This window comes from Streptomyces sp. NPDC088097 (assembly GCF_044741845.1).
Taxonomy (GTDB): Bacteria; Actinomycetota; Actinomycetes; order Streptomycetales; family Streptomycetaceae; genus Streptomyces.
The window spans coordinates 1,252,811-1,278,975 of the sequence record NZ_JBIUTJ010000001.1; the positions used below are offsets into that span (position 1 = coordinate 1,252,811).

Sequence of the window (26,165 nt, forward strand, 5' to 3'; positions counted from 1 at the left end):
CACAGCGCTACGACCACGGCGCTACCACTACGGCGCTACGACGACCTCCTGGGCGGCGGCCGTGTTCCCGACCAGCAGCGGGGCGTCCACGGGGACGTTCCGCTTGACCAGGGCGAGGGCGATCGGGCCCAGCTCGTGGTGGCGCACGGCGGTGGTGACGAAGCCGAGCTGGCGGCCCTCCTGGCCGTCGGCGGCGAGGCGTACGGGAGTGCCGTGCGCCGGGAGGAGCACCTCGGAGCCGTCCAGGTGGAGGAAGACCAGCCGACGCGGGGGCTTCCCCAGGTTGTGGACGCGGGCGACGGTCTCCTGGCCCCGGTAGCAGCCCTTCTGGAGGTGGACGGCGGTGCCGATCCAGCCCAGCTCGTGCGGGATGGTGCGGTGGTCGGTCTCGGCGCCCAGGCGGGGGCGGTGGGCCTCGACGCGCAGGGCCTCGTAGGCGAGGAGTCCGGCGGCGGGACCGTGGGCGGCGGCGAAGGCCTCCAGCTCGGCGCGCGGCAGGAACACGTCGCGGCCGTACGGGGTCTCGCGGACGGCGAGTTCCTTGGCGACCTCGGCGATGGAGCCGGCCGGGAGGTGGACGACGGCGAACTCGTCGGTGCTGTCGGCGACTTCGACCCGGTAGAAGAACTTCATCGCCTCCAGGTAGGCGATCAGCTCCCCCTGCGTGCCGGGCTCGACGTGCGCCCAGACCGTCTCGCCGTCGTCGACGAGGTAGAGGGCGTGCTCGATGTGCCCGTTGGAGGAGAGGATCAGCGCCTCGGTGGCCTGGCCTACCGGGAGGTCGGTGACGTGTTGGGTGAGCAGCAGGTGCAGCCAGCTCAGCCGGTCGGGGCCGGTGACGGTGACGACCCCGCGGTGGGAGAGGTCGACGAAGCCGCGGCCGGCGGCGAGGGAGCGCTGTTCGCCGTACAGCTCGCCGTAGTGGGCGGCGACGCCCTCGTCACGGCCTTCGGCCTGTACGGCGCCGGGAAGATGGAGCAAGGGGCTGCTGGTCATGCCCCCCAGCGTACGACGGCGCAGGCGGGAGCCCTAGGCCGTCCGAGACGGCCTAGGCGTTCTTGGCCGCGCAGTCGGCGCAGAGGCCGAAGATCGCGAAGTGCTTCATGTCGGTCCGGAAACCGAAGGTGGAGCGCAGCTTCTCGGTGAATTCGGCGGCGATGTCGAGATCGGCCTCGATCACCTCGGTGCACTCGCGGCAGACCAGGTGGATGTGGTGGTGCCGGTCGGCGAGGTGGTAGGTGGGGGCCCCGTGCCCGAGGTGGGCGTGCGAGACCAGTGCCAGCTCCTCCAGCAGCTCCAGGGTCCGGTAGACCGTGGAGATGTTCACCCCGGAGGCGGTCTTGCGCACCTGTACGAGGATCTCGTCCGGAGTCGCGTGCTCCAGGGCGTCCACGGCCTCCAGCACGAGCTGGCGCTGCGGTGTCAGCCGGTATCCGCGCTGCCGCAGGTCACTCTTCCAGTCGGTGCTCACCACCCGGCCAGTGTAAGCGCGGAAAGGGGACCGGGGGCGAGCCCCGGTCCCCTCTCTTCGTTTCGCGTGCGCGCGCGTCCGTTTGTGTCCGCGTGCGCGGAGCCGCTCAGCGGAAGAAGGCGATGCCGTCTTCCGGGAGGTCCGGGAGGTTGCGCGCCATGTCGGCGATCTCCTCCGGGGTGACGACCTTCTTGAGCTGGGCGGACATGTACGGGCGCAGCTCGACGTCCGGGGTGGACTTCTCGCCGACCCACATGAGGTCGCCCTTCACGTACCCGTAGAGGCGCTTGCCGCCGCTGTAGGGGCCGGAGGCGGCGGTGCGGGCCACGGCGTCGGTGACCACGTCGATCTGGGGCTTCTGGTCGGCGAGGTCGCCGTACCAGACCTCGACGACGCCCTGGTCACGCACCATGACGATCTCGACCTTGCGGTCCGCGTCGATGCGCCAGTAGCCCGACTCGGACTCCAGCGGGCGCACCTTGTTGCCCTCGGCGTCGAGCACCCAGGTGCGGGAGGTGTACTCCAGGAAGTCCCGGCCGTCGTGGGCGAAGACGACTTCCTGGCCGAAGTTGCACTTCTCCTCGCCGGGGAAGTCGAAGACGCCGGCTCCCTCCCAGTTCCCGAGGAGGAAGGCGAGGGGGACGAGGCCCGGGTTCAGGTCGGACGGGATCTGGATCATGGTTGGCAGCTCTGGCGATCTGTGTGAGGGGTTCCGGGGCGGTCGGCTGGGCGGATGCTCAGCGCTGACCCTGGTACAGCTTCTTGACGGCCAGGCCGGTGAAGGCCATCACGCCGACGCAGACCAGGACCAGCAGGGAGGTGAAGACTGCCTCAAGCACGGGGTGCTCCTCGGAGGATTCGGTGCGGTGTACGGGCCGGTCCCCAAGCCTACTGGCCCGGGAACCGGCGCACCGTGCGAGGTGGGCCGTACCGCCGGCGGGGCGGCCCGGGCGGTCAGCCGAGCAGCTGGTTCTGGAGGATCACCGCTTGGTGGAGCGGGACGGTGGCGGTCGCGCCCTTGTGGTTCTGGAGGATCACGGCCCGGACGTCGCCGGACTGGAGGCAGCCGACCCTGGTCTGCTCGTCGCCGAAGGGGGCGGGTTCCTCCATGACCTTGATGCCGTCGCCGGCGGGCACGGTGCTGCTCGCGACCCGCGCCTTGCCCCAGACGTCGTCCGGCAGGATCCGGTTGACGCCGCTCAGGTTCATGTCGGCGCCGCAGCCCGTGAAGAGGTCCGCGAACTGCGAGGAGTGGAAACGCAGCAGGTAGACCCGGGTGCGGGTGCCGTCCGGGGTGGTCCACGCACGGCCGACGATCTGGCGCAGGCCGTCTTCGGTGAACCCCTGCTTCATCTTCTCGCGCGCGGTGCTCTCGTACTCCTCCAGGAAGGTGTCCACGCCGACCACGGAGTCCTTCTCCAGCTTCAGCCCGGGATCCGGGGTGGAGCCCACCGGGGCCGGGAGCAGCAGCTGGGTGAGACCGGCGTAGTGGATGCCGTCCGGGTTGTCGTCGGCGAAGGGCAGCGCCGCACCGGGGGGCAGCGTCGGCTTGCTCAGCGCGGGGTAGGTCCAGCGGCCGTCGGTCAGGGTGGACAGCCCGGGGACGTCGGTGCGCTCGGGCCGGAGCGTCCCGAACGCGGCCCCCGCGCCGGCGGCGCCGAAGACGAGGACGGCTGCGGTCCAGCGCACGGCGGCGCGCAGCTTGCGGCGGTCCTTGGGAGCGACGGGGGCCTGCGGCGGCGCGGGTGCGGCGGGTGCCACGGGCGCTGCGGCCTGCGGCGCCTCGACCGGGTCGGCGGTGGTGTTCTGCTCGGTCACACGGACTCCCCGGGGGACTTCAGGTGGTTCAGCTGGTTCTTGAAGAACCCGGCGGCTTCGGTCTTCGGGAAGCCGGCCTTGGGGCCGTAGGCCCGGAAGTTGACCAGCACGTCACCCTCGACGGCCACGCAGGAGAGGGAGTCGATCTCCTTCTCCTTGTCGACGAATACCTCGATGAGCGAGCACTTGGCGTCCGGGAAACCGTCCACCTTGGGCGCGTCCCGATCGTCGCCGACCGCGTCGAGGAACTTCTTGGCGATCTCCGAGAAGCTCCCCAGCGCCTTCGGGTCCGCCTGCATGAGTCGGATCTCGACGGCGAACATGCCGGGGCCCTCGTTCTGGTAGCCGCGCCCGGCGAGGCCCTTGAGCTTGAGGTCGGCGAGCATCTCGTCGCGCTTCTTGCGGTCCGAGGAGGACAGTCCCTTGCGGGATTCCTTGATCCCCTCCGCGGCCTTCTCCCCGCTGATGACGAAGTCGTTCCCGTCGTCGTCCAGGTCCGGACCGAGCGTGAAATCGCTCGGCACCGGGAGCAGCTTGGAGGAGAGGGCGTTGCCGGGCACCGGAGAGGGCGACTCGGCCTTCGGGAGTTCCTTGCCGGCGGCGGCCCAGTAGGCGGTGGGCGCCACCCGGTCGGCGTCGGCGATCGCGGCGGAGGCCCAGACGCCGCCCCCGACGAGCAGCGCGAGGGCCACGGCCCCCGCGGCGTACGCGAAGGGCTTGCGGCGGCTGCCCGCGCGCACGGCCGCGTCCTGCGGCGGCGCGTCCTGGGGGCCGGCCGTCGGTTGGTTCTGCGGCTCGGTCACAGTCGCTCCAGCTGTCGCTTGGCCAGGTCGATGACGTCGGCCTCGGGGATGTTCCCGGCGCTCCGGTCCACATAGAAGATCTGCAGGACGATGTCGCCCCGGCGGGCGATGGCCCTGGCCTCGCGGATCGGGTAGTACCCCGGTTCCTCGAACGTGTCCGAGTACACCCAGACGTGGCCGAGCTCGGCCGGGAAACCCGGGATGGCCACGCCGGGGTTACCGGCGTACTTCTTCTCGGACATGAAGTCGGATTGGCCCCGCTGGACCTTGTCGGCGCCGTGGTGGTCCTTGAACTGCACCAGCTGGGCCTCGACCACGATGTCGCCCTCGGTCCAGGTGCGCGTGACGGAACGCCGGAAGTCGGCCTCGGCGAAGCTTTCGAGGGCCTTGCCGGGCTTCTCGTACGGGGCCGAGAAGTCGTCGAGGGCGTCGTAGCCCACGCCTACGTCCTTCGCTCCCGGCGGCGCCTCGATCAGCAGCTTCGCGAGGTCGTCGTCCGTCTTGTGCCAACGGTTCGCGTTGATCGTCTTGTTGGTCGTGGCGTCGTCCGGCGCGAGGGCCTTGGGGGTGACGAGCCTCTGCTGTGCCAGCGGGGCCAGCGGGGTGGGCTCGCGGTGGTACTGGATCGCGTAGCCCGTGGCCGTGCCGGCGATCGCGCCGAGGACGAGGGCCGCGGCGATCAGGAGCGTGGTCCGGCCACGGCGGCGCGGGCGCGCCGGGACGGCTTCGGAACCGGTGGCGTCCGGAGTCTCGGGAGGTGTCGCCGGAAACTCCGGAGTGTCCGATTCCGGCGCATTCTCGGCCCCGCTACGCGGCTCGGGAATGCTCTGGTCTGCTTGCAAGGAAAGTTCCCCCCACAGGGCTGGAGGCGCCGGTGCGTTTACCCGCGCACACCGAAGACCAGTCCCGGGGAAGGGCAGTTGTATAGATTCTTATTACATTTTTATAGCGGTGGTTTTGGCCCGTTATCATCTTCGTCACGGCGCCGCTTTCCGTCCAGTTCGTCCCACCATTCATCCGATTTCCGGTCCCCGGACGGGTCGTCCCACCAGCGGTCGTCGGGACCGCGCCGGTTCGCGACCATCGCCGCGATCGGCGGGATGACCATGGCGACCACGCACAGGGCCACGGCCGCCTCGACCGAGAACAGCCGCACGAAGGACCAGGCGGAGACGAAGAGGAACAGGCATCCGCCCATGAGCAGGAAATAGGCACGTCGGCGCCGCGCGTACATGTCTCCAGCGTAGGTCCGCGCGCCCCGAAGACAAGGCGGACGACGCGGCTCCGGACGGCGCGAAGGGCCGCACCCCGTCCAGTGGCGTCCAACCCCCTGGGGTGCGGCCCTCCGGCCGTTCGAGCGAGCGGTCAGACCGCGATGGCCACGTCCGTCACGCCGCCGGCCTCGGCGACCACCACGGCACGGTCGCCGGTGGCACCGGGGACGAGCGCGCGCAGGGTCCAGGAGCCGGTCGCCGCGTAGAAGCGGAACTGGCCGGTGGCCGACGTCGGGACCTCGGCGGTGAACTCGCCGGTCGAGTCCAGCAGGCGCACGTAACCGCTGACGGGCTCGCCGTCCTTGGTCACCTGACCCTGGATCGCGGTCTCACCGGGCTTGAGCGTCGAGAGGTCGGGCCCGCCGATCTGAGCTCCACACATGTTCTCTGTCCTGTCCTAGAGAGGTACTGCTGGTACGGGGCGGGGGGCGGGCGTCGCGTGCCCGACCCCCCGGCGGGACTACTTGTTGGCGCCGAGCTCGATCGGCACGCCGACCAGCGAGCCGTACTCGGTCCAGGAGCCGTCGTAGTTCTTGACGTTCTCCTGGCCCAGCAGCTCGTGCAGCACGAACCAGGTGAGCGCGGAGCGCTCACCGATGCGGCAGTAGGCGATGGTGTCCTTCGCCAGGTCGACCTGCTCGGCCTGGTAGAGGGCGGTCAGCTCGTCGTCCGACTTGAAGGTGCCGTCGTCGTTGGCGTTCTTCGACCACGGGATGTTGCGGGCGCTCGGCACGTGGCCGGGGCGCTGCGACTGCTCCTGCGGGAGGTGGGCCGGGGCGAGCAGCTTGCCGGAGAACTCGTCGGGCGAGCGGACGTCGACCAGGTTCTGGACGCCGATCGCGGCCGTGACGTCGTCACGGAAGGCGCGGATCGACTTGTCCTGCGGCTGGGCCTTGTACGCGGTGGCCGGGCGGTTCGGGACGTCCTTGCCGTCGACCAGGTCGCGGGAGTCGAGCTCCCACTTCTTGCGGCCGCCGTCGAGGAGCTTCACGTCCTGGTGGCCGTAGAGCTTGAAGTACCAGTAGGCGTAGGACGCGAACCAGTTGTTGTTGCCGCCGTAGAGGACCACGGTGTCGCCGTTGGCGATGCCCTTGGCGGAGAGGAGCTTCTCGAAGCCCTCCTGGTCCACGAAGTCGCGGCGGACCGGGTCCTGGAGGTCCTGCTTCCAGTCGATCCGGACCGCGTTGGTGATGTGGTTCTTGTCGTACGCGGACGTGTCCTCGTCCACCTCGACGATCACGACGTTGTCGTCGTTCAGGTGGGCCTCGACCCAGTCGGCGTCTACAAGGACGTCGCTGCGGCTCATGGTGTTCTCCTCCGGGGCAGTGTGCGGCGGGGCTGTACTGGTCCTGCTGCGGGACTGAGTGGTGCCGGTGCGTGCGAACCGCCGCGGATCTCGCTCACGGTCCCCGCGCGGGGAGGCGTCGGGAGGTGTTCGCGGGGGCGGTCACACGGGACGAAGGGCCGTCGCTGCGGCCGGTGGAGCGGAAGGCTCACACCTCACATGCAGCGACAGAGCATGGCGGCGACGCGACACAGGTCTACTGCCCGCCGCTTCGTGAGGTCCGCCTGCTGATGCTTCATAGCCATGGATCGTAGGGACGAATCGACCGCTCTGTCACCGCCGTGTCATATGTCGAGACAGGATCGTCCGTATGGCGGGACGAGAAAGCCCCGGCAGGCCATATGACGGCCTCCGGGGCTCTTCGCGCGGCCCATCCTCCTACGGAGCGGACCGCACCGTCTCACGATCCGGCCAGCACCACGTTCGCGCCGCTCAGCGAGAGGTGGACGCCGGCCGCGTCCGAGGTCAGCGCGGTCAGCTGGAGGCCGTCCGGGAGACCGCCGTCGATGCGACGGTCGAAGTCGGTCCTCTTGCGGACCGCGCTCTCGATCCCGGGGATGCCCTCACCCGGTACGGAGTCCGCACGCACCCGCACCGTCTTGGCGCCGCCCCCGCCGTCCTTGGCGTCGGCGAGCGTGATGGTGGACACCACGCTGCGGGTCAGGCTCTGGCCGAGGAAGTCCAGCGTGGCGGTGACCTTCACCTTGTTCGGCGCCCCGCCGTAGGTGAGGGTCACTCCGTTCTGCGAGGCCTTGGTGAGGTCCTCGTAGTTGATCAACGCCGTGCCCTCGGCGCGGCGGGCGGTGCCGCCGGTGTAGTCCCCGTTCAGCTTCACCTCGTGGAAGCTCGCGTCGAGCTGCGAGAGCCGCGTCTTGCGGCCGTCGGCGGTGGCGTCGACGCCGGTCAGCTTGAGGTCGACCCGCTGGAGGTCGTGGCTGAGGGCCTGGGTCAGGAACGGGAACCCCTTGATGTCCACCTCGGCGCTGCCCGCGAGGCCCTGACGGGCCTGTATCCGCTCGGCCAGCCGGTTCTCGGCGTAGCTCACCGCCCACCGGTCGGCGCCCACGAACAGGGCCCCCAGAATCACACCCAAGATCACCACGAAGCGCAGAAAACGCACGCGCCCTCCCCCTTACTTGTCGGTACGTGCGTTCTAGTGGACCATGCCCGGCCGTGAGGCCGCCGTGAGCGGCCCCCGCGGCCGGCGCCCGGCCCGGGGTCGGCCGGAGGTCAGCCGACCACCCGGCCGATCAGGTAGACGGCAGGTGCGGCGGCGGCCAGCGGCAGCGCGACGCCGGCCGTCATGTGGACGAACTTGGACGGGTAGTCGTACGCGGCCACGCGCAGGCCGACCAGGGCGCAGACCCCGGCGGCCAGGCCGAGCAGGGCCCCGCCCGCCCCGATGCCCGTGACGGTGCCCACCGCGATGCCGGCGCCGGCCGCGGCGGCCAGTGAGACGGCCACGGAGGGGACGGTCGGCAGCGGCAGGGCCCGCGCGAACACGGCGACGGCCACGGCCGCCGCTCCGACGCTCACCGCGTCGGCGTCCGCCGCCAGGTACCCGGCGCAGATGATGGCGAGGGCCGCGGAGGTCACCGAGGCCATCAACCCGTACATGCGCTCGTCCGGGTCCGCGTGGCTGCGCAGCTGGAGCACCAGGGTGAGCAGCACCCAGGCCCCCAGCGTGCCGATGATGGCGCCGGGCCCGTACGACTCGTCCACCGCGAGCACCGCCGCGTCCGCGACGACCGCTCCGGCGAAGGCGAGGGCGATGCCCTGGCGGGCGGGCCACATGCCGTTGAGACGGAACCAGCCGGCCGCGGTGAGGCCCTGCAGCAGCACCAGGGGCACCAGGAGCGCCAGGTCCCCCAAGGCGGCGGCAGCGGCCAGCAGGAGCCCGAGGGCGGCGGTCAGTATGGCCGGCTGCGGACCGGGGTCGATGATCGGCGACCGGCCCTCGGCGCGGGCCTGCGCCGGGTCCACGGCGCGCAGGGTGTTCCCGCCCAGGGTCGGCGGGGAGTACTCGGCCGCGGGCCCGGCGGGCGCCGCGAGCGGCCCGGGACCGCCGGCGGGCGCCTCCGGGGCCTCCTGCGGCCCGGGGTAGGGCGGCATGTACGCCGTCCGCTCCACGGCCGGTTCCTCGGCCGGAGCCTGGGGCGGCAGGTACGCCGTCCGCTCCACGGCCCACTCCTGCGGGGCGGCCGGGGCGGCCGGGGCCTCCTCGCGGAACCACCCGTCCGGCGTCACGGGCTGCTGCCCGCTCGGCACCGGGGGGAGGTACGCCGTCTGCTCGGCGGCCGGCGCGGCCTCGGGCCAGGGCGCGGCGGGCGCGGCCCACGGCTCCTGGGGCTGCTGCTCCTGAGCCTGCCCATACGGCTGCTCGTACGGGGACTGTTCGTACGGGGGCTGCTGGGGCTGGAGCTGCTGGGGCTGGAGCTGCTCGTACGGCTGCGCGGGCTCCTCGCGGAACCAGCCCTCCGGGGCGACCGGAGCGGGCTGCTGCTGCCCGTACACCTGCTGCTGCGGCTGTTGCTGCTCCGCCTCCGCCTGCACCGGCGGCAGGTACGCGGTCTGCTCGGCGGCAGCGGACCCGTCCGGCCACGGCTGGGGCTGCTGAAACTGCTGGTACTGGTGTTCCTGCTGCGGCGGCTGCGGCTGCGCCGCCGGCTCTTCGCGGAACCAGCCCTCGGGCGCGACCGGAGCGGCCGGAGCCACCGGGGCCGACTGGCCGGGCACCGAGCCCAGCGGCGGCTGCACCGGCTGGTAGCTGGTGTCCCAGGTCTCGCCCTGCCAAGTCTGCGCCCCGTAGGCGTCCGGCCGCTCGGGCTGCTGTTGCTCGCGCTGCTGCCGCTCGTACCGGGCGCGTTCCTCGGCCTGCTGCCGGGCCCGCTGACTCTGCTGCTCTTCGGGAGTGCTCATCGGTACCCGCTCACCCGCCCGCGAACGGCGGGAGCACCTCGACGGTGCCCCCCTCGGTCAGCAGGACGCTCTCGTGCGGGCGCTTGCCCACGGGCTCTTCGTTCACGAGGAAGGAGCAGCGCAGGAGGACCCGGGTCAGCTCCCCCGGATGGCGCTCCCGCACGGCGTCGAGCGCCTCGGCCAGAGTGCGCGCCGCGTACGGCTCCTCCGCCGTCTTGGCGGCGGCCTTGGCCGCCGCCCAGTAGCGGATGGTTCCGGTTGCCACTGCAGCTCCTATCGTCGGCTCTCTACCGTCGGCCTCCATGATGGCCCCTCCGGCCGTCCGCCCCGGCGTGCCTCCGCGCGCCCCGAATGCGCCGGGGTGGCCCGACGGCGGCGCGCGACGTACCCCCGAACAGGTGAAACTGGGGCATACGCAGGAGGAAGGCGTGGCGTGAACCACAGAATGCCCTGCGTCCGGGCCTCGGCCCGCCCAGGGGCGGTGGGCTATTCTGACGGCGAGAGGATCCGGGCAACGTAGCCCCCGGGTCCTTTTGTGCTTTCAGCACGTTGAACGGACCGAGAACAGTGGTATCCATCCGACCCCAGGGCGCGGGGCCGGGCCGGACGCCAGGCCAGTCGTACGAAGCAGTACCACGCACGTCCTCGACGGGACCGAGGAGGAACCGACGTGATGGACCAGCGAACCGCCCGCACCTCACAGGTGCACGGCCACCCGACCCGGGCAGGTGGTCGGGCATGAGCTCTCTCCTGCTGCTGACCAACGCCCTCCAGCCGTCGACCGAGGTGCTGCCCGCACTCGGCCTGCTGCTGCACAACGTGCGCGTCGCACCCGCCGAGGGCCCCGCCCTGGTGGACACCCCCGGCGCGGACGTGATCCTGATCGACGGCCGCCGCGACCTGCCGCAAGTGCGGTCGCTGTGCCAGCTGCTCCGGTCCACCGGACCGGGCTGTCCGCTGATCCTCGTCGTCACCGAGGGCGGCCTCGCGGCCGTCACCGCCGACTGGGGCATCGACGACGTCCTCCTCGACACGGCCGGCCCGGCGGAGGTCGAGGCGCGGCTGCGACTGGCCACCGGCCGCCGGCAGCTGGGCTCGGACGACTCCCCGATGGAGATCCGCAACGGCGACCTGTCGGTCGACGAGGCCACCTACAGCGCGAAGCTCAAGGGCCGGGTCCTGGACCTGACCTTCAAGGAGTTCGAGCTGATCAAGTACCTCGCGCAGCACCCGGGCCGGGTCTTCACCCGGGCCCAGCTCCTCCAGGAGGTCTGGGGCTACGACTACTTCGGCGGCACCCGCACGGTCGACGTCCACGTACGGAGGCTGCGCGCCAAGCTCGGCCCCGAGCACGAGTCGCTGATCGGCACCGTCCGCAATGTCGGCTACCGCTTCGTCACCCCGGAGAAGGTCGAGCGGGCCGCCGCCGAGGCGGCCGCACAGGCCGCCGCCAAGCAGGCCGCCTCGGCCCCCCGGACGGAGGAAACGGGTGTGAGCATCCACTCGGCCGGACGGCCTGCCCAGAGGTAGGTCACCCCGCGTAGACTTCCGCGCGTGGCCAAGGTGACGCGGGATGACGTGGCACGACTTGCGGGTACGTCTACCGCCGTCGTGAGCTACGTCATCAACAACGGACCCAGGCCGGTTGCCCCGGCCACGCGCGAGCGTGTCCTCGCCGCGATCAAGGACCTGGGCTACCGCCCGGACCGGGTCGCGCAGGCCATGGCCTCGCGGCGCACCGATCTCATAGGCATGATCGTCCCGGACGCCCGGCAGCCGTTCTTCGCGGAGATGGCCCACGCGGTCGAACAGGCCGCGGCCGAGCGCGGGAAGATGGTGCTCGTCGGGAACTCCGACTACCGCGACGAGCGCGAGGTCCACTACCTGCGGGCCTTCCTCGGCATGCGGGTCTCCGGGTTGATCCTCGTCAGCCAGGGCATGAGCGAGCGGGCCGCCTCCGAGATCGAGGCGTGGGACGCGCGGATCGTGCTGCTGCACGAGCGCCCCGAGGCCATCGACGACGTCGCGGTGATCACCGACGACATCGGCGGCGCCCAGCTCGCCACCCGCCACCTGCTGGAGCACGGCCACGCGTACGTGGCCTGCATCGGCGGCGTCGAGAACACCCCGTCGGTCGGCGACCCCGTCGCGGACCACGTCCGGGGCTGGCGCCGGGCGATGCAGGAGGCCGGGCGCTCCGTCGAGGGCCGGCTGTTCGAGGCCCCCTACAACCGCTACGACGCGTACAAGGTCGCCCTGGAGGTCCTGGCGGGCCCCGACCGCCCCCCGGCGATCTTCTGCGCCACGGACGACCAGGCCATCGGTGTGCTGCGGGCCGCCCGCGAGCTGCGCATCGACGTGCCCGGGGAGCTCGCGGTGGCCGGCTTCGACGACGTGAAGGAGGCGGCCCTCACGGACCCGCCGCTGACCACGGTCGCCTCGGACCGCCCCGCGATGGCCCGCGCCGCGGTGGACCTCGTCCTGGACGACTCCCTGCGCGTGGCGGGCTCCCGCCGCGAGCGCCTGAAGCAGTTCCCGTCGGCCCTGGTCATCCGCCGCTCCTGCGGCTGCCGCTGACACCCCGGCGCACGCTGCCGGGGCCACCCCCGCGGGGTACGCCGGGGCGCGGGCTTATATCGGGCATACGAGGTTCTGTCGGGCTTCTCAGCGGGGACTCAGGAAGCTCTCATGATCCGCGGCCACAGTCGTAGACATGACCGAGAGCTTCCGCCGCGAAGGCGAGTACCCCCAGGAACACCGCCCGGCCCAGGACGCGCCCTTCGGGGACGACTGGCAGCGGGGTCGTGACCGGCTGGCCGAGGACGCCGGGGCGCCGGCCACCGGCGCACCGGCGGCGGCCTATCCCCCGCCGCCCGCCTACCCCCCGGCGGCTCCGGCACCCGGTTGGCACGAGGCGCACAGGCCCCCGGTGATCCAGGGCGAGACCGTCACGGCGGTCCACGCCGGCGGCTCCGGTGGCGGGGGTGGCGGCTGGGACACCTGGGGCTCCGCCGCCGAGGCCGCCCCGCAGGGCCACCGGGCCCGCGCCAAGCGGCCGGTGGCGCTGCTCGCGGCGGTCGCCCTCGCGGCGGCCGTGATCGGCGGCGGGACGGCCGCGGGCGTCCAGCAGTTCCTCTCCCACCACGGCGCCGCCGGCTCCGGCGGGATCAACGGCACGACCGTCTCCCAGTCCAGCAACGGCACCGTCTCCGGGGTCGCCGAGCAGGTGAGCCCGTCCGTGGTCCGCATCGACACCGTGACCGGCTCCGGGCAGGGCACCGGCTCCGGCATCGTGGTCACCGCCGACGGCGAGATCGTCACCAACAACCACGTCGTCAGCGGCGCCACCGAGATCCAGGTGACGATGAGCGACGGCAAGAAGTACAAGGCCAAGACCGTCGGCACCGACCCCGACAAGGACCTGGCCCTGATCAAGCTCCAGGGCGCGACCGGCCTCAAGCCCGCCAAGCTCGGCAACTCCGACCAGGTCCGCGTCGGCGACGAGGTCGTGGCCATCGGCTCCCCCGACCGCCTCACCGGCACCGTCACCAGCGGCATCGTCTCGGCGCTGAACCGCGACGTGAGCGTGGCCAAGTCCGAGCCCCAGCAGCAGTCCCCGCAGCGCGGCGAGGGCGGCTGGCCGTTCTCGTACGACGGGCAGCAGTTCAACGGGAACACCGGCCAGGACAAGGCCACGTACAAGGCCATCCAGACGGACGCCTCCCTCAACCCGGGCAATTCCGGCGGCGCGCTCGTCAACATGAACGGCGAGATCGTCGGGATGCCCTCGGCGATCTACTCCCCTTCCAGCGACAGCTCCGGAGCCGGCAGCGTCGGCCTCGGCTTCGCCATCCCGGTGAACACGATCAAGGCCGACCTCGACGCCCTGCGCGCCGGCGGCTCGGGCTCCGGCTCCGGTACCGACAGCGGCGACAACGGCAGCGGCGGCGGGACCGGCACCAACGGCTTCGGCACCTCGTTCTGAGATCCTGGTGGGTGCCGCGCGCACCGACCACCACCCTGGGGGACCCCGCATGAATCCCGCCGAAGGCGACCAGCAGCGCATCCTCGTCGTCGACGACGAACCGGCCGTGCGCGAGGCCCTGCGCCGCAGCCTGGCCTTCGAGGGGTACGCGGCGCAGACCGCGGTGGACGGGCTCGACGCGCTCGACCAGGCGGCCTCGTACGCCCCGGACCTGATCGTCCTGGACATCCAGATGCCCCGGATGGACGGTCTGACGGCGGCTCGCCGGCTGCGCGCGGCCGGCAGCGTCACCCCGATCCTCATGCTGACCGCCCGCGACACCGTCGGGGACCGCGTCACCGGCCTCGACGCCGGGGCCGACGACTACCTGGTCAAGCCCTTCGAACTGGACGAGCTGTTCGCCCGGGTCCGCGCCCTGCTCCGCCGCAGCTCCTACACGGCCCCCTCCACCGGGGCGCCCGAGGAGGACGACGTCCTCACCTTCGGCGACCTGCGCATGGACCTCGCCACCCGCGAGGTCACCCGGGGCGGACGCCCGGTGGAGCTGACCCGTACCGAGTTCACCCTGCTGGAGATGTTCCTCGCGCACCCGCGCCAGGTCCTGACCCGCGAGCAGATCCTCAAGACGGTCTGGGGCTTCGACTTCGAGCCCAGCTCCAACTCCCTGGACGTGTACGTGATGTACCTGCGCCGCAAGACCGAGGCCGGCGGCGAGCCCCGCCTGGTCCACACCGTCCGCGGGGTGGGCTACGTCCTGCGCGCGGGCGAGAGCGGGCCCGAGTGAGCCCGGCCGCCAGATTCCGCGGCCTGCCGCTGCGCTCCCGGCTCGCCCTGCTGGTCGCGTTCGCGGTGGCGGTCGCCGTGGCGGCGGTGGCCGCCGTGTCCTGGGTGATGGTGCGCACGCAGCTCAACGACCAGCTGAACCGTTCGCTGATGGCCACCAACCCCAACGCCCAGGTGCTCCGCACCCTGCGCGAGGGCTGCGTGCCCCGGCCGCCGCCGGGCAGCCAGAAGATCGCCGAGAACCTGGGCGCGACCGTCCAGGTCGTCACCGCCGACGGCAGCCACTGCTGGGTGAGCGGGCGCACCGACCTGCCCGTCACCCAGGCCGACAAGGACGTGGCGACCGGCCGGCCCGAAAGCACGCTCCACGACGCGACCACCGCCGACGGCGTCGACATGCGCGTCTACACCTTCTCCGCCTGGGTCCAGGACGGCGCGCCCGTCTTCGGGGTCTCGGTCGCGAAGCCGCTCGACGACATCGACAAGCCCCTGTCCACCCTGGCCTGGGTCCTGGTCCTGGTCGGCGGCATCGGGATCGTCGGCGCGGGCGCGGCCGGGCTGTGGGTGGCCCGGACCGGTCTGCGGCCCGTCGACGAACTGACCGGCGCCGTCGAGCACATCGCCCGCACCGAGGACCTCACCGTCCGGATCCCCGACGAGGGCCACGACGAGATCGCCCGCCTGTCGCGGTCCTTCAACTCCATGACGGCCGCCCTCGCCTCCTCCCAGGAGCGCCAGGCGCAGCTGATCGCGGACGCCGGACACGAGCTGCGCACCCCGCTCACCTCGCTGCGCACCAACATCGAGCTGCTCGCCCGCAGCGAGGAGACCGGCCGGGCCATCCCGCCGGAGGACCGCAGGGAGCTGCTGGCCTCGGTCAAGGCGCAGATGACGGAGCTGGCCTCGCTGATCGGGGACCTCCAGGAACTCTCCCGCCCGGACGCCGCCTCACCCGGCCCGCTCCAGGTCGTGGCGCTGCACGAGATCGCCGGGACCGCGCTGTCCCGGGCCCGGCTGCGCGGCCCCGAGCTGCGCTTCGGCTCGGCCCTGGAGCCCTGGTACGTACGGGGCGAGCCGGCCGCGCTGGAGCGGGCGGTGGTCAACGTCCTGGACAACGCGGTGAAGTTCAGCCCGCCGGGCGGCGCGGTCGAGGTCTCGCTGCGCGCGGGCGAGCTGACGGTGCGCGACCACGGGCCGGGCATCCCGGCCGAGGACCTCCCGTACGTCTTCGAGCGGTTCTGGCGCTCCCCCTCGGCGCGCGCCCTGCCCGGCAGCGGGCTGGGCCTGTCGATCGTGGCCCGTACGGTCCAACGCGCGGGCGGCACCGCGGAACTGCGGGCCGCCCGGGACGGCGGCCCGGGCACGGAGGCGGTGCTCCGCATCCCGGGCGCGCCGACGCCGCCGCCCTCGGAGGCGTCAGTTGTGCCGGATCAGTGACTCGACCAGGCCGGAGCGGGTGTTCGGGAAGTCCAACGGGACGATGCCGAGGCCGCTGCGGCCGGCCAGTTCGCCGCCGTCGACGAAGGAGTGGACCTGCGGGTTGAGCCGGTCCGAGTTCCAGCGCGGGGGCATGTAGGCGGCGGTGCTGACGTAGTTCACGAACAGCTTCCCGGGCTGCTGCACGGCCTTGCGGAAGTGGTTCTCGATCCGGCCCCGCTTGGCGAAGGGCTCGGTGTTGTAGTCGTCCTGGATGTCGAAGACGTTGCCGTCGCCGTAGCGCAGGCCGGGCAGGCCCGCGTTGTCGGCGAGGAGGACCACCTTGCCGCGGGCCTGGCCGAGCGAGGCGGGCAGGGCGTCGGCGACGCGGAACAGCGGGCGCCAGCCCCGGTGGTCGAGGTAGTCGTCGAAGACGGCCCGGAAGGTGGCGTCGCTCTCCTCCGAGTACTCCTGCTTGACCCGCATCAGCACCGTCTCCGCGGGGTGCGCGGCGAGGAAGTTCGCGCAGGCCACCAGGACGTCGCCGAACATCAGGTCCTGGAAGAAGGCGGCGTGGTGGATGGCGAAGGAGCCGCCCGTGACCCGGCAGCGGACGTCGAGGAAGCGGATGCCGGAATCGAGTTGCCCGGCGATCGAGGTGTTCTGGCAGGCGACGTAGAGGCCGCCCTTGGTGGCCCCGGAGTCGTGGGTGCCCGGGATCGTCATGCGCTGGAGGGGGGTGGAGTCGGCCAGGCCGGCCATCCAGTCCTGGGTGCCGAGGGCCTTCGCCGAGGCGGGCGCCGCCGATCCGAGCCCCACGACGGCCGCTGCCGCCAGTGCTCCCGCGCCGGTCAGGAACGCCCTCCGGTCCAGTCCGCCGCGCCCGCGCGGGCCCGCGCCCGTGCCCCCGCCCGTGCCCCCGCCCGTGTGCGCGTCCGTTCCCGCGTCCGTGCCCACGCCTGCTGCGCCCACGCCCATGTCCGCCCCTTTGCCGACCCAGTGATGGGACGGGATTATGGCGTGCGGGGCGCGCCTTTACTACCCGTCGGTAGATACCGGCTCATCGAGCAACTCGGCCATCCTGCGCAGCCCTTGGGCGAGCGCGCGCCCGTCGGGAGCCTGTTCCGGGTCGGTGAGCGCCTGCACCATCACCCCGCTCAGCAGCGCGAGGTGCACTGACCCCAGGCCCCGTACGTCCTCCTCCGCGACCGCCTCCTCGGACACCCCGGCCAGCTGCGCGGCCACCATCCGGCGGGAGGCCCGCTGACCCCGCGCGAGGGCCGCGAGCAGGTCGGGGGAGCTCTGGGCGTGGACGAAGGCCTCGACGTTGGCGATCCAGAGCCAGCGCATGTCGGCGAAGTCCCGGATCTTGCGGTCCCAGGTGTCGGCGTACCGCTCCTCGGCCGTGTCACCCGCTCCCGCGAGCCGGCCCGAGCCTGCGGCCCACTCCTCCATGGCGACGAAGAGCGCCTGGTTCAGCAGGGCCTCGCGGGAGCCGTAGTGGTAGCCGATCGCGGCCATGCTCACGCCCGCCGCCGAGGCGATGTCGCGCACGGTGGTGCGCGCGTAGCCCTTCTCCTCCAGGCAGCGCCGCGCTCCGGCCAGCAGGTCCTCGCGATTTCCCATGGCGGGATCGTAGCCGCGCCCCGATTTGGGCAAGCGCGCTACACGAACGTATTGCGCGCTTGCCCAAGAACTGACAGGCTTCGACCACGAACGGTCCACCGGCCCCCAGGGCCCACGGGAGAGGCAACGGCCATGCGCCACGAGCTGAAGATCGACGACCGCACCCTGTCCTACCTCGACTTCGGCGGCCCCGGCCGCCCGCTGCTCGCCCTGCACGGCGGCATGTCCGAAGGGGCCGCCTTCACCGGCCTCGCCGAGACCCTCGGCGACCGCTGGCGGGTCATCGCCCCCGACCAGCGCGGCCACGGCGACTCCGACCGGGCCCCCGTCTACGACCGCGCCGGGTACGTGGGCGACGCCGTCGCCCTCCTCGACCACCTCGGTCTCCGCGATCCCCTCCCCGTCCTCGGCTACTCCCTCGGCGGGTTCAACGCCTACCACCTGGCCGCCGCCCACCCCGACCGGATCGCCGCCCTCCTCAACACGGACGCCACCGTGGAGGTCGACCCCGACACCGCGGCCGGGCTCTTCGGCTTCCTCTCGGGCATGCGCTACACCGCCGCCACCCGCGAGGAACTCCTCGCCGCGGCCGGGCCGGTGGGCGCCCAGTTCGTCGAGCGGGGGCTGCGCCCGCTGCCCGCCGGCCGCGGCTGGCGGCTGCCGTTCCACCCGCAGGACATGATCGACTCCGCCGAAGCCTGCCGCGGCGACCACTGGGACGCCTGGCGCGCGAGCACCTGCCCGGCCGTACTGATCCACGGCACCCGCAGCCAGTCGCTCCCCCAGGACACGGCCGACGCGATGGTCGTCCGGCGGCCCGGGACCTCGTACGCCCCCCTCGACGGCGACCACTTCGTACCGTTCCAGGACCCCCAGGGCTTCCACGGGGCCGTCGCGAGCTTCCTCGCCGCGCTCTGACCCCGTCCCGGAACCGCCCGACGCCCCCGGGAACGCCGAAGGGGCGGCGGGCCACCAGGCCCACCGCCCCCTCGGATCCGAAGGTGCCGCTCGGGTGCTACTTCACGACCGTGATCCGGTCGGCCGCCGGCGCGGCCAGCGGGGCCTGGGCCGAGGTCTTCGCCAGGTAGGCGTTGAAGGCGTCCAGGTCGGACGCGCCCACGAGCTTGTTCTTGTGCTCCTTCAGGACGGTGAAGCCGTCACCGCCGCCCGCGAGGAACTCGTTCATCGCGACCCGGTAGGTCTTCGCCGGGTCGATCGCCGCCCCGTTCAGCCTCACCGAGTCCACGACGATGCGGTCCGCGCCCGCCTTGGTCGTATCCAGGGTGTAGGTGAAGCCCTTCGAGACCTGGAGGATCTTCGGGCTCGGGCCGTTGACCGTACCGCTGACCTGCTGCTGGAGCGCGGTGATCAACTGCGCACCGGTCAGGTCCACCACGTTCATCATGTTCGTGAACGGCTGCACCGTGTACGACTCGCCGTACGTCACCACACCGTCGCCCTCGTCGCCCGCCGCCTTGTAGGCGAGGTCGGCGCGGATGCCGCCCGGGTTCATGATGGCCAGCTGCGCGCCGCCCTTGTCGGCCGGGGCGAGCGCCTCCAGCTGCGCGTCGGCGATCACGTCGCCGAGCGGCTTCTCGTACGCCTCCGAGCCGCGGCCCGGGATGTCCGCCGCGATGTAGCCCATCGGACGGTTGGCGATCGGGTCCGCCAGCGTCTTCCAACGGGTGATCAGCTCGGTCATGTCCGGGGCCTTGGGCTGGTCCCGGTTCACGACCTTCTGCACCGGCTTCGGCGCGGCGACCGGCGTGCGGACGATGTCCTTCGTCTGCCGGTCGTAGGTCAGCGCGGTGTCGGTGAACAGCCGGCCGTAGGAGGCGGCCGAGGTGACCGTACGCGGGTTGCCCGCCGGGTCGGGGATGTTGCACGCGTACGCCTGGTGCGTGTGACCCGTCACCAGCGCGTCGACCTTCGCGTCCACGTTCTTCGCGATGTCGACGATGGCGCCCGAGATCCCGGCGCCGGCGCCGGGCGCGTCGCAGTCGTAGTTGTACGCGCCGCTCGCGGGCAGGCCGCCCTCGTGGATCAGCGCGACGATCGACTTCACGCCCTGCTTGTTCAGCTCGTCGGCGTACTTGTTGATCGTCTCGACCTCGTCGCCGAACTTGAGGCCCTTGACCCCGTCGGCGGTCACGACGTCCGGAGTGCCCTCCAGGGTGACGCCGATGAAGCCGATCTTCACGTCCCCCTTCTTCCAGATGAAGGTGGGCGACATCAGCGGACGCTTGGTCTTCTCGTCCGTCACGTTCGCGGCGAGGTACTGGAATTCGGCCCCGTTGTACGTCTTGCCGTACTCCGAGCAGCCGTCGACCGGGTGGCAGCCGCCGTACGCGATGCGGCGCAGCTCGGTCTTGCCCTCGTCGAACTCGTGGTTGCCGACGCTCGACACGTCGAGCTTCAGCTTGTTCAGCGCCTCGATGGTGGGCTCGTCGTGGAAGAGTCCCGACAGCATCGGGCTGGCGCCGATCATGTCGCCCGCCGCGGCGGTGACCGAGTACTCGTGGCCCTTGCGGGCGTCGCGCAGCCCGTTGGCGAGGTACTCGACCCCGCCCGCGGGTATGGCCTTGGTGGTGCCGTCGGCCTGGCGTTCGCTCACCGTGCCGGAAGAGCCCTGCGGGGGCTCCAGCGTGCCGTGGAGGTCGTTGAACGACAGGAGCTGCACGTCGACGGTGCGGCTCTTGGCCGCGCCGCCGCCACTCGCGGCGCCGGCCGGCAGAGCGGCGGCGACCATCGCCCCGGCTCCCGCCGTGAGGGCGAGGGCGGTGAGGGTCAACCGGCGGGCCGTGCGGCGCCGTTGTGGCTTCGCTGACATTTATTCCCCTTTGTGGACAGCGAGACAACTTGGGAGGTCCGCCGAAGCCTAAGGTCAACGCGCGTAGCACGACAGGGGGTAACGGGTTGCGAGCTGGTTACGCACGGGCGTCACCGGCGGCGCCGTAGGCTCGGACCATGACTGACGCAGCAGCGGCCGTGGAGCCGGGACGGCAGATTGAGACCCTCGACGAACTGACGGAGGAACAGGCCGACGCCGTACTCGCCCTGATCGCGGAAGCGGCCCGCTCCGACGGCACCACCGCCGTCTCCGAACAGGGCCGCCTCCAGCTGCGCGGCGGCCCGCGCGAGGGCATCCGGCACTTCCTCGTCACCGCCGACGGACGCCTGACCGCGTACGGGCAACTGGAGGACACCGACCCGGTCGAAGCCCCCGCCGCCGAGCTGGTCGTCCACCCCGCACTGCGCGGACGCGGCCACGGCCGGGCCCTGGGAACCGCCCTGCTGGCCGCCTCCGGCAAGCGGATCCGGGTCTGGGCCCACGGCGGCAAGTCCGCCGCGCGCCACCTCGCCCAGGTGCTCGGCCTGACCCTCTTCCGCGAGCTGCGCCAGCTGCGCCGCCCGCTGGGCCCCGAGGCCCCCGCCCTGCCGGAGGCGACCCTCCCGGCCGGCGTGAGCGTACGCACCTTCGTACCGGGCAAGGACGATACCGCCTGGCTCGCCGCCAACGCCGCCGCGTTCGCCCACCACCCGGAGCAGGGCTCGCTGACGCAGCGTGACCTCGATGACCGGATCGCGCAGCCGTGGTTCGACGCGAACGGCTTCTTCCTCGCGGAGCGCGACGGCCAACTGATCGGCTTCCACTGGACGAAGGTCCACGCGACCGAGCGCCTCGGCGAGGTCTACGTGGTCGGCGTCCGCCCGGGCGCCCAGGGCGGCGGCCTCGGCAAGGCCCTCACCGCGATCGGCCTGCGCCACCTGGCACAGGCCGGCCTCCCGACGGCGATGCTCTACGTGGACGCCGACAACCCGGCGGCCCTGGCGGTCTACGAGGGCCTCGGGTTCAGCACCCACGAGGTCGACCTGATGTACCGGACGGAGAGCTGAGGGGGGGCGGGGGCTGCGGGGGAAACCTCGGCGGTATGCGGTCGGGCGGGCTCTCGGATGGTGTGGGGGTTTCCCGCCAGTCCACTGTCCTTCCGTGCCGGTCCGGTCCCTCAAGGGCGCTCACTGCGTTCGCGTCGCTACGCGATGGCCTTCGGCCACCCTTGACCGACCGGCCCGTCACGGAATGCCAAAGACTGTCGGGAAGCCCCCAAAAGAACGGGCTGGTCTGAAGTGAGGAGGAGCGGCCCCGTCATAGGACATCGGGCGGGCGCTCCGCCCGGCAGGCCGGGCATTCGGGTCCCTCGCAGAACCTTTCAGGGCCGTGGAGACGGCCCACGCACCAGGTCGTGCCCCCTCCTACTCGGCTTAGCGTCTGCCATCCGTCTATGGCTGGACATAAGCCGCACCAGGCCCCTCATCTCCCACTCGGCTTAGCGTCTGCAGCCCGTCTGGGGTCCACGCCCGCACCCGAAAACGGACGGTCAGAGGCAGGCGCGAGGTCTGATGAGCCCCTTCTCCGACTCCATGACCGCTTCTCCACATTCACCGTTGATGACTTCGTCATTCCGTGCGGTCAGTGGGCCGTGGAGTCCATCCGGGTCGCAGACGCTGAGACGAGTGGGACAGGAGAGACCTCATGCGGCTTATGTCCGGCCACAGGCGGGTCGCAGACGCTAAGCCGAGTAGGAGGGGGCACGATCTGATGCGTGGGCCGTCTCTACCGTCCTGAAAGGGGCTGTGAGGGACCCGGATGCCCGGTCTGGTCGCCGAAGCGGCCGTCCCACGGCCCCTGAGGGACCCGCTCCTCCCTCGTTCAGACCAGCCCGTTCTTTTGGGGGCTTCCCGACAGTCTTTGGCATTCCGGGACGGGCCGGTCGGTCAAGGGTTGAGCGCAGCGAAATCGCGTAGCGACGCGAACGCAGTGAGCGCCCTTGAGGGATCGGACCGGCACGGAAGGACAGTGGACTGGCGGGAAACCCCCACACCATCCGAGAGACCGCCCCACAGGGGCCCCGCCGAGGTTCCCCCCGACCCCGCCCCGCCCCGCCCCGCCCCGCCCCCGAAGAAACCGTGCGCCAGCCTGACCCTGGAAGCCATACGCCATTAACCGGGCATTCAGACGCGCTTGCCAGTCTCCGGACATGCAGCCCCGACTCCGCCTGACGGCAAACACTTCCGACGCGCCGGTCCTGCCGCGTGCGCGGAAGAATGGAGTCATGAGCCACCAGCCGAGCGCGAGCCCCGCGGGCCCCACCGAGGTCCCCGCCCAGCATCCGTCCCACGACTCGGGCGCCGTCCCCGCCTCCGCCCTCACCCGCCCCCAGGACCAGACCCCGGCGCAGGTCCAGGCAGAGGCGACCGCGCAGCGGGCGCGGACGAGGGCCCGGCTGGGCTCCATAGCCGCCCATCGCCCTCACGTGGACCTGGATCCGGACCTCGACGCGGATCTGGACGTCTACGAGGACAAGGACGACACCGGCGAGCTGCCCGCGAACCGCTTCCTCGACCGGGAGCGCAGCTGGCTGGCCTTCAACGAGCGCGTGCTGGAGCTCGCCGAGGACCCGGCGACGCCGCTCTTGGAGCGCGCGAACTTCCTCGCGATCTTCGCGAGCAACCTCGACGAGTTCTTCATGGTCCGCGTCGCCGGCCTCAAGCGCCGCATCGCGACGGGCGTCGCCACCCGTTCGGCCTCAGGCCTCCAGCCCCGTGAGGTGCTGGACTCGATCTGGACCCGTTCGCGCGAGCTCATGGCCCGCCACGCCGCCTGCTACCAGCAGGACATCTCCCCGCAGCTCGCCGAGGAGGGCATCCACCTCATCCGGTGGCCCGACCTCACCGAGAAGGAGCAGGCGCGCCTCTTCACCCTGTTCCGCAACCAGATCTTCCCGGTGCTCACCCCGCTGGCCGTGGACCCCGCGCACCCCTTCCCGTACATCTCCGGCCTCTCCCTGAACCTGGCCGTCGTCGTGCGCAACCCGGTCAGCGGCCACCGCCACTTCGCCCGGGTCAAGGTGCCGCCGCTCCTCTCGCGGTTCCTGGAGGCCTCCCCGCAGCGCTACGTCCCGCTGGAGGACGTCATCGCCGCGCACCTGGAGGAGCTGTTCCCCGGCATGGAGGTGCTCGCGCACCACATGTTCCGCGTGACCCGCAACGAGGACCTGGAAGTCGAGGAGGACGACGCCGAGAACCTTCTCCAGGCCCTGGAGAAGGAACTCATGCGGCGCCGCTTCGGTCCGCCGGTGCGCCTGGAGGTCGAGGAGTCCATCGACCCCGGCGTCCTGGACCTCCTCGTGCAGGAGCTGAAGGTCTCCGCCGCCGAGGTGTACCCGCTGCCCGGCCCCCTCGACCTGACGGCCCTGTTCGGGATCTCCTCCCTGGACCGGCCCGAGCTGAAGTACACGAAGTTCGTCGCCGGCACGCACCGCGACCTCGCCGAGGTCGAGTCCGCCTCCGCGCCCGACATCTTCGCCGCGCTGCGCGAACGCGACGTCCTGCTGCACCACCCGTACGACTCCTTCTCCACCTCGGTGCAGGCCTTCCTGGAGCAGGCCGCCGCCGACCCGGACGTCCTCGCGATCAAGCAGACGCTGTACCGCACCTCGGGCGACTCCCCGATCGTGGACGCCCTGATCGACGCCGCCGAGTCCGGCAAGCAGGTCCTCGTCCTCGTCGAGATCAAGGCCCGGTTCGACGAACAGGCCAACATCAAGTGGGCGCGCAAGCTGGAGGAGTCCGGCTGCCACGTGGTGTACGGCCTCGTCGGCCTCAAGACCCACTGCAAGCTGTCCCTCGTCGTCCGCCAGGAGGGCGACCAGCTGCGCCGCTACAGCCACGTGGGCACCGGCAACTACCACCCCAAGACGGCGCGCCTCTACGAGGACCTCGGGCTGCTCACCGCCGACTCGCAGGTCGGCGCGGACCTCTCCGACCTCTTCAACCGGCTCTCCGGCTACTCCCGCCGCGAGACCTACCGCCGGCTGCTGACGGCGCCGAAGTCACTGCGTGACGGGCTCATCGCGCGCATAGACAAGGAAGCCGACCACCACCGGGCCGGCCGTCCCGCGTACGTCCGCCTCAAGATGAACTCGATCGTCGACGAGGCCCTCATCGACTCCCTCTACCGGGCGGCCCGTGCCGGCGTCCCCGTGGACATCTGGGTGCGCGGCATCTGCGCCGTGCGCCCCGGGGTCCCGGGACTGTCGGAGAACATCCGGGTCCGTTCGATCCTCGGCCGCTTCCTGGAGCACTCCCGGGTCTTCGCCTTCGGCAACGGCGGCGAACCCGAGGTGTGGATCGGCAGCGCCGACATGATGCACCGCAACCTCGACCGCCGCATCGAGGCACTGGTCAGGGTCATCGACCCCGCCCACCGCGCGGCCCTGGACCGGATGCTGGAGACCGGCATGTCCGACGACACCTCCTCCTGGCACCTGGGACCGGACGGCGAATGGACCCGGCACAGCACCGACGCCGAGGGCCAACCGCTGCGGCACGTTCAGGAGATGCTCATTGACGCCCGGAGGCGCCGGCGTGGCTCAGCCAAACCATGACCCGACCGCGGGAGACGTCCTCGGCGTCTACCTGCGCGGCCAGGCCACCGCGTTCCTGCGCGCCCTGCGCGTGCACGAGGGCGGCACCGCGAACGGGTCGGACGCGACGGAAAGCAATGAGGCGGCGCGCGGCCTGCGGGGGGCGGCGCGCCGCATCGCCGGCTCGCTGAGCACGTTCCGGGTGGTGACGGACTCGGCCTGGGCCGACTCGTTGCGCACGGAACTCGTCTGGCTGTCGTCCACCCTGGCCGACGAGCACGTGTACGCGGCCCGCCTCTCGCGCCTGATGGAGGCCCTCCAGCGGCTCTCCGGGAGCCCCGACGTGCCCTCGCCCCGGCCGGCGCAGCCTTCCGGGGCGCTCACGGTGGGCTCGGCGCGGGCCGGCGCCCTGCTGGAGCGCCAGCTCACGCTGGCGCGCACCCGGGCGCACTCCGCGACCCTGCAGGCCCTCGGCTCGTCCCGCTTCCACGCGGTCGCGGACGCCGTCGCGGTGCTGGCCTCCGAGGTGCCGCTGGACCGGGTCGCGGCCCGGGGCCGGATCGAGGAGGTCCTGGTCCCGCTCGCCTCGGTCACGGAGACCCGGCTGGACACCGCCGTGTCGGCGCTGCCCGACGCGGACGCCACCACCGCGTACTCGGCGCACGAGGACAGCGCCTGGTACGAGGTGCGCCGGCTCCTGCGGGTCCACCGCTACGCCCGGGAGGCCCTCGGCGACGACGTGTCCCGTCTGACGGCCGCCGGTCTGACCCTGGACCGCCACCGGGACGCCTCCGAGGCGGCCACCGCCTCGGCGACGGCCGCCCGCACCCCGCGGATCGCCCCGGCGACGGCCTACGCCCTCGGCGTCCTGCACGCGGACCAGCGCCACGCGGCCCTGGCCGCCCGCCAGACCTTCCACACCCTCTGGCACCCGGTCCCGGCCACCACCCCGTCCTGAAGCGCCCACCCCGCAGCCCCACAAGCCCCACAGGCCCCGGCCCTCGGCCCGCCCGTGGGGCTTCGGGCATCCGTGGGGTTGCGGGGCGCCCCGCAGGTCGGCGCCGGGCGACGTCGATTTTCGGCCGGCCCACCCCCGGCATCGACAGAAGGTCACGGCGGGATAACGGGCGGATAACGCCCGATTACGTCCGGGTACAAACCCCCCCATCCGCACCGGCCCGCCCGCCACGGTTCACCGTCCGTTCACCGACGACGGTCGACCGCTTCACCTGTTCTGCCTAATTTCGGTAGTGCACGGAGCGAGCCGCCGGCCAAACCCCGACGCCGCCCCACGCGAA

General features: G+C 72.0%; 25 protein-coding genes. 9 read left to right on the forward strand and 16 right to left on the reverse strand.

The features are described 5' to 3' along the window. Positions 1-27: 27 nt before the first annotated feature. From ACIOD1_RS05815 to ACIOD1_RS05875, 13 genes are all read right to left on the reverse strand, one after another. The gene (locus ACIOD1_RS05815; RefSeq protein WP_401900344.1) at positions 28-996 is read right to left on the reverse strand and encodes a YgfZ/GcvT domain-containing protein; all 969 of its coding nucleotides are present in this window, start codon (positions 994-996) and stop codon (positions 28-30) included. A gap of 52 nt (positions 997-1,048) precedes the next feature. Continuing rightward, positions 1,049-1,474 carry a Fur family transcriptional regulator gene (locus ACIOD1_RS05820; RefSeq protein ID WP_365620568.1) on the reverse strand — a complete coding sequence of 142 codons (426 nt, stop codon included), beginning with the start codon at positions 1,472-1,474 and terminating at the stop codon, positions 1,049-1,051. 103 nt (positions 1,475-1,577) lie between these two features. Beyond that, positions 1,578-2,150 carry an FABP family protein gene (locus ACIOD1_RS05825; protein ID WP_365620571.1) on the reverse strand — a complete coding sequence of 191 codons (573 nt, stop codon included), beginning with the start codon at positions 2,148-2,150 and terminating at the stop codon, positions 1,578-1,580. Between the two features lie 275 nt (positions 2,151-2,425). Then, on the reverse strand, positions 2,426-3,289 hold the full coding sequence (locus tag ACIOD1_RS05830) for a hypothetical protein (RefSeq protein WP_401900348.1): 864 nt from the start codon (positions 3,287-3,289) through the stop codon (positions 2,426-2,428). Beyond that, positions 3,286-4,092, reverse strand: coding sequence for a hypothetical protein (locus tag ACIOD1_RS05835; protein ID WP_401900350.1), 807 nt, complete (start codon positions 4,090-4,092; stop codon positions 3,286-3,288). Before ACIOD1_RS05835 ends, ACIOD1_RS05830 begins: the two co-directional genes overlap by 4 nt. Continuing rightward, positions 4,089-4,934 (reverse strand): hypothetical protein, encoded by an 846-nt coding sequence (locus ACIOD1_RS05840; RefSeq protein WP_401900353.1) that lies wholly within the window; start codon positions 4,932-4,934, stop codon positions 4,089-4,091. Before ACIOD1_RS05840 ends, ACIOD1_RS05835 begins: the two co-directional genes overlap by 4 nt. Before the next feature lie 101 nt (positions 4,935-5,035). After that, positions 5,036-5,326: a DUF3099 domain-containing protein gene (locus ACIOD1_RS05845; RefSeq protein ID WP_365620583.1), complete on the reverse strand. Its 291-nt coding sequence runs from the start codon at positions 5,324-5,326 to the stop codon at positions 5,036-5,038. A gap of 131 nt (positions 5,327-5,457) precedes the next feature. Continuing rightward, the gene (locus ACIOD1_RS05850; protein ID WP_365620586.1) at positions 5,458-5,748 is read right to left on the reverse strand and encodes a DUF1416 domain-containing protein; all 291 of its coding nucleotides are present in this window, start codon (positions 5,746-5,748) and stop codon (positions 5,458-5,460) included. Positions 5,749-5,826: 78 nt separating this feature from the next. Beyond that, on the reverse strand, positions 5,827-6,672 hold the full coding sequence (locus tag ACIOD1_RS05855) for a sulfurtransferase (protein WP_365620589.1): 846 nt from the start codon (positions 6,670-6,672) through the stop codon (positions 5,827-5,829). Between the two features lie 194 nt (positions 6,673-6,866). Then, positions 6,867-6,956 carry an Ms5788A family Cys-rich leader peptide gene (locus ACIOD1_RS05860; RefSeq protein ID WP_365620591.1) on the reverse strand — a complete coding sequence of 30 codons (90 nt, stop codon included), beginning with the start codon at positions 6,954-6,956 and terminating at the stop codon, positions 6,867-6,869. A 155-nt stretch (positions 6,957-7,111) separates the two neighbouring features. After that, positions 7,112-7,831, reverse strand: coding sequence for a DUF2993 domain-containing protein (locus ACIOD1_RS05865; protein WP_365620593.1), 720 nt, complete (start codon positions 7,829-7,831; stop codon positions 7,112-7,114). A 110-nt stretch (positions 7,832-7,941) separates the two neighbouring features. Beyond that, positions 7,942-9,630 (reverse strand): hypothetical protein, encoded by a 1,689-nt coding sequence (locus ACIOD1_RS05870; protein WP_401900356.1) that lies wholly within the window; start codon positions 9,628-9,630, stop codon positions 7,942-7,944. Positions 9,631-9,640: 10 nt separating this feature from the next. After that, a complete protein-coding gene (locus ACIOD1_RS05875; protein ID WP_365620599.1) occupies positions 9,641-9,895 on the reverse strand; it encodes a MoaD/ThiS family protein in 255 nt (84 codons plus the stop codon). A 473-nt stretch (positions 9,896-10,368) separates the two neighbouring features. Between ACIOD1_RS05875 and ACIOD1_RS05880 the strand changes: the two genes are divergently transcribed. The 5 genes from ACIOD1_RS05880 to ACIOD1_RS05900 all read left to right on the forward strand — a co-directional run bounded on the left by ACIOD1_RS05880 (position 10,369) and on the right by ACIOD1_RS05900 (position 15,835). Continuing rightward, positions 10,369-11,160 (forward strand): response regulator transcription factor, encoded by a 792-nt coding sequence (locus ACIOD1_RS05880; protein WP_365620602.1) that lies wholly within the window; start codon positions 10,369-10,371, stop codon positions 11,158-11,160. A gap of 24 nt (positions 11,161-11,184) precedes the next feature. Next, positions 11,185-12,207: a LacI family DNA-binding transcriptional regulator gene (locus tag ACIOD1_RS05885; RefSeq protein WP_365620605.1), complete on the forward strand. Its 1,023-nt coding sequence runs from the start codon at positions 11,185-11,187 to the stop codon at positions 12,205-12,207. A gap of 136 nt (positions 12,208-12,343) precedes the next feature. After that, complete coding sequence (locus ACIOD1_RS05890) at positions 12,344-13,615, forward strand: S1C family serine protease (RefSeq protein ID WP_401900359.1); 1,272 nt, start codon at positions 12,344-12,346, stop codon at positions 13,613-13,615. 49 nt (positions 13,616-13,664) lie between these two features. Continuing rightward, a complete protein-coding gene (locus ACIOD1_RS05895) occupies positions 13,665-14,399 on the forward strand; it encodes a response regulator transcription factor (RefSeq protein WP_365620611.1) in 735 nt (244 codons plus the stop codon). Further along, positions 14,396-15,835, forward strand: a complete 1,440-nt coding sequence (locus ACIOD1_RS05900; RefSeq protein ID WP_365620614.1) for a HAMP domain-containing sensor histidine kinase — start codon at positions 14,396-14,398, stop codon at positions 15,833-15,835. Before ACIOD1_RS05895 ends, ACIOD1_RS05900 begins: the two co-directional genes overlap by 4 nt. Here ACIOD1_RS05900 and ACIOD1_RS05905 read toward each other — a convergent pair. Together ACIOD1_RS05905 and ACIOD1_RS05910 are read right to left on the reverse strand one after the other, a co-directional pair. Continuing rightward, the gene (locus ACIOD1_RS05905) at positions 15,815-16,687 is read right to left on the reverse strand and encodes a phosphatidylinositol-specific phospholipase C (RefSeq protein WP_401900497.1); all 873 of its coding nucleotides are present in this window, start codon (positions 16,685-16,687) and stop codon (positions 15,815-15,817) included. The two genes, ACIOD1_RS05900 and ACIOD1_RS05905, sit on opposite strands and share 21 nt — an antisense overlap. Positions 16,688-16,852: 165 nt before the next feature. Continuing rightward, positions 16,853-17,440, reverse strand: coding sequence for a helix-turn-helix domain-containing protein (locus ACIOD1_RS05910; protein ID WP_365620619.1), 588 nt, complete (start codon positions 17,438-17,440; stop codon positions 16,853-16,855). Positions 17,441-17,572: 132 nt separating this feature from the next. Here ACIOD1_RS05910 and ACIOD1_RS05915 point away from each other — a divergent pair, with 132 nt between their 5' ends. After that, positions 17,573-18,358, forward strand: coding sequence for an alpha/beta hydrolase (locus ACIOD1_RS05915; RefSeq protein ID WP_365620622.1), 786 nt, complete (start codon positions 17,573-17,575; stop codon positions 18,356-18,358). Between the two features lie 97 nt (positions 18,359-18,455). Here ACIOD1_RS05915 and ACIOD1_RS05920 read toward each other — a convergent pair whose 3' ends face one another. After that, the gene (locus ACIOD1_RS05920) at positions 18,456-20,270 is read right to left on the reverse strand and encodes a bifunctional metallophosphatase/5'-nucleotidase (RefSeq protein ID WP_401900364.1); all 1,815 of its coding nucleotides are present in this window, start codon (positions 20,268-20,270) and stop codon (positions 18,456-18,458) included. 137 nt (positions 20,271-20,407) lie between these two features. Between ACIOD1_RS05920 and mshD the strand changes: the two genes are divergently transcribed. The 3 genes from mshD to ACIOD1_RS05935 all read left to right on the forward strand — a co-directional run bounded on the left by mshD (position 20,408) and on the right by ACIOD1_RS05935 (position 25,825). After that, complete coding sequence (gene mshD / locus ACIOD1_RS05925; protein WP_365620628.1) at positions 20,408-21,337, forward strand: mycothiol synthase; 930 nt, start codon at positions 20,408-20,410, stop codon at positions 21,335-21,337. A 1,217-nt stretch (positions 21,338-22,554) separates the two neighbouring features. After that, positions 22,555-24,888, forward strand: coding sequence for an RNA degradosome polyphosphate kinase (locus ACIOD1_RS05930; protein WP_365620630.1), 2,334 nt, complete (start codon positions 22,555-22,557; stop codon positions 24,886-24,888). Beyond that, a complete protein-coding gene (locus tag ACIOD1_RS05935; RefSeq protein ID WP_401900367.1) occupies positions 24,869-25,825 on the forward strand; it encodes a CHAD domain-containing protein in 957 nt (318 codons plus the stop codon). Before ACIOD1_RS05930 ends, ACIOD1_RS05935 begins: the two co-directional genes overlap by 20 nt. Positions 25,826-26,165 lie beyond the last annotated feature (340 nt).

Coding starts and splice junctions, on each gene's coding strand:
- ACIOD1_RS05815 (WP_401900344.1), bottom strand. CDS start 996: ATGACCAGCAGCCCCTTGCTCCATCTTCCCGGCGCCGTACAGGCCGAA.
- ACIOD1_RS05825 (WP_365620571.1), bottom strand. CDS start 2,150: ATGATCCAGATCCCGTCCGACCTGAACCCGGGCCTCGTCCCCCTCGCC.
- ACIOD1_RS05845 (WP_365620583.1), bottom strand. CDS start 5,326: ATGTACGCGCGGCGCCGACGTGCCTATTTCCTGCTCATGGGCGGATGC.
- ACIOD1_RS05850 (WP_365620586.1), bottom strand. CDS start 5,748: ATGTGTGGAGCTCAGATCGGCGGGCCCGACCTCTCGACGCTCAAGCCC.
- ACIOD1_RS05855 (WP_365620589.1), bottom strand. CDS start 6,672: ATGAGCCGCAGCGACGTCCTTGTAGACGCCGACTGGGTCGAGGCCCAC.
- ACIOD1_RS05860 (WP_365620591.1), bottom strand. CDS start 6,956: ATGGCTATGAAGCATCAGCAGGCGGACCTCACGAAGCGGCGGGCAGTA.
- ACIOD1_RS05870 (WP_401900356.1), bottom strand. CDS start 9,630: ATGAGCACTCCCGAAGAGCAGCAGAGTCAGCGGGCCCGGCAGCAGGCC.
- ACIOD1_RS05880 (WP_365620602.1), top strand. CDS start 10,369: ATGAGCTCTCTCCTGCTGCTGACCAACGCCCTCCAGCCGTCGACCGAG.
- ACIOD1_RS05890 (WP_401900359.1), top strand. CDS start 12,344: ATGACCGAGAGCTTCCGCCGCGAAGGCGAGTACCCCCAGGAACACCGC.
- ACIOD1_RS05895 (WP_365620611.1), top strand. CDS start 13,665: ATGAATCCCGCCGAAGGCGACCAGCAGCGCATCCTCGTCGTCGACGAC.
- ACIOD1_RS05910 (WP_365620619.1), bottom strand. CDS start 17,440: ATGGGAAATCGCGAGGACCTGCTGGCCGGAGCGCGGCGCTGCCTGGAG.
- ACIOD1_RS05915 (WP_365620622.1), top strand. CDS start 17,573: ATGCGCCACGAGCTGAAGATCGACGACCGCACCCTGTCCTACCTCGAC.
- ACIOD1_RS05920 (WP_401900364.1), bottom strand. CDS start 20,270: ATGTCAGCGAAGCCACAACGGCGCCGCACGGCCCGCCGGTTGACCCTC.
- mshD (WP_365620628.1), top strand. CDS start 20,408: ATGACTGACGCAGCAGCGGCCGTGGAGCCGGGACGGCAGATTGAGACC.
- ACIOD1_RS05930 (WP_365620630.1), top strand. CDS start 22,555: ATGAGCCACCAGCCGAGCGCGAGCCCCGCGGGCCCCACCGAGGTCCCC.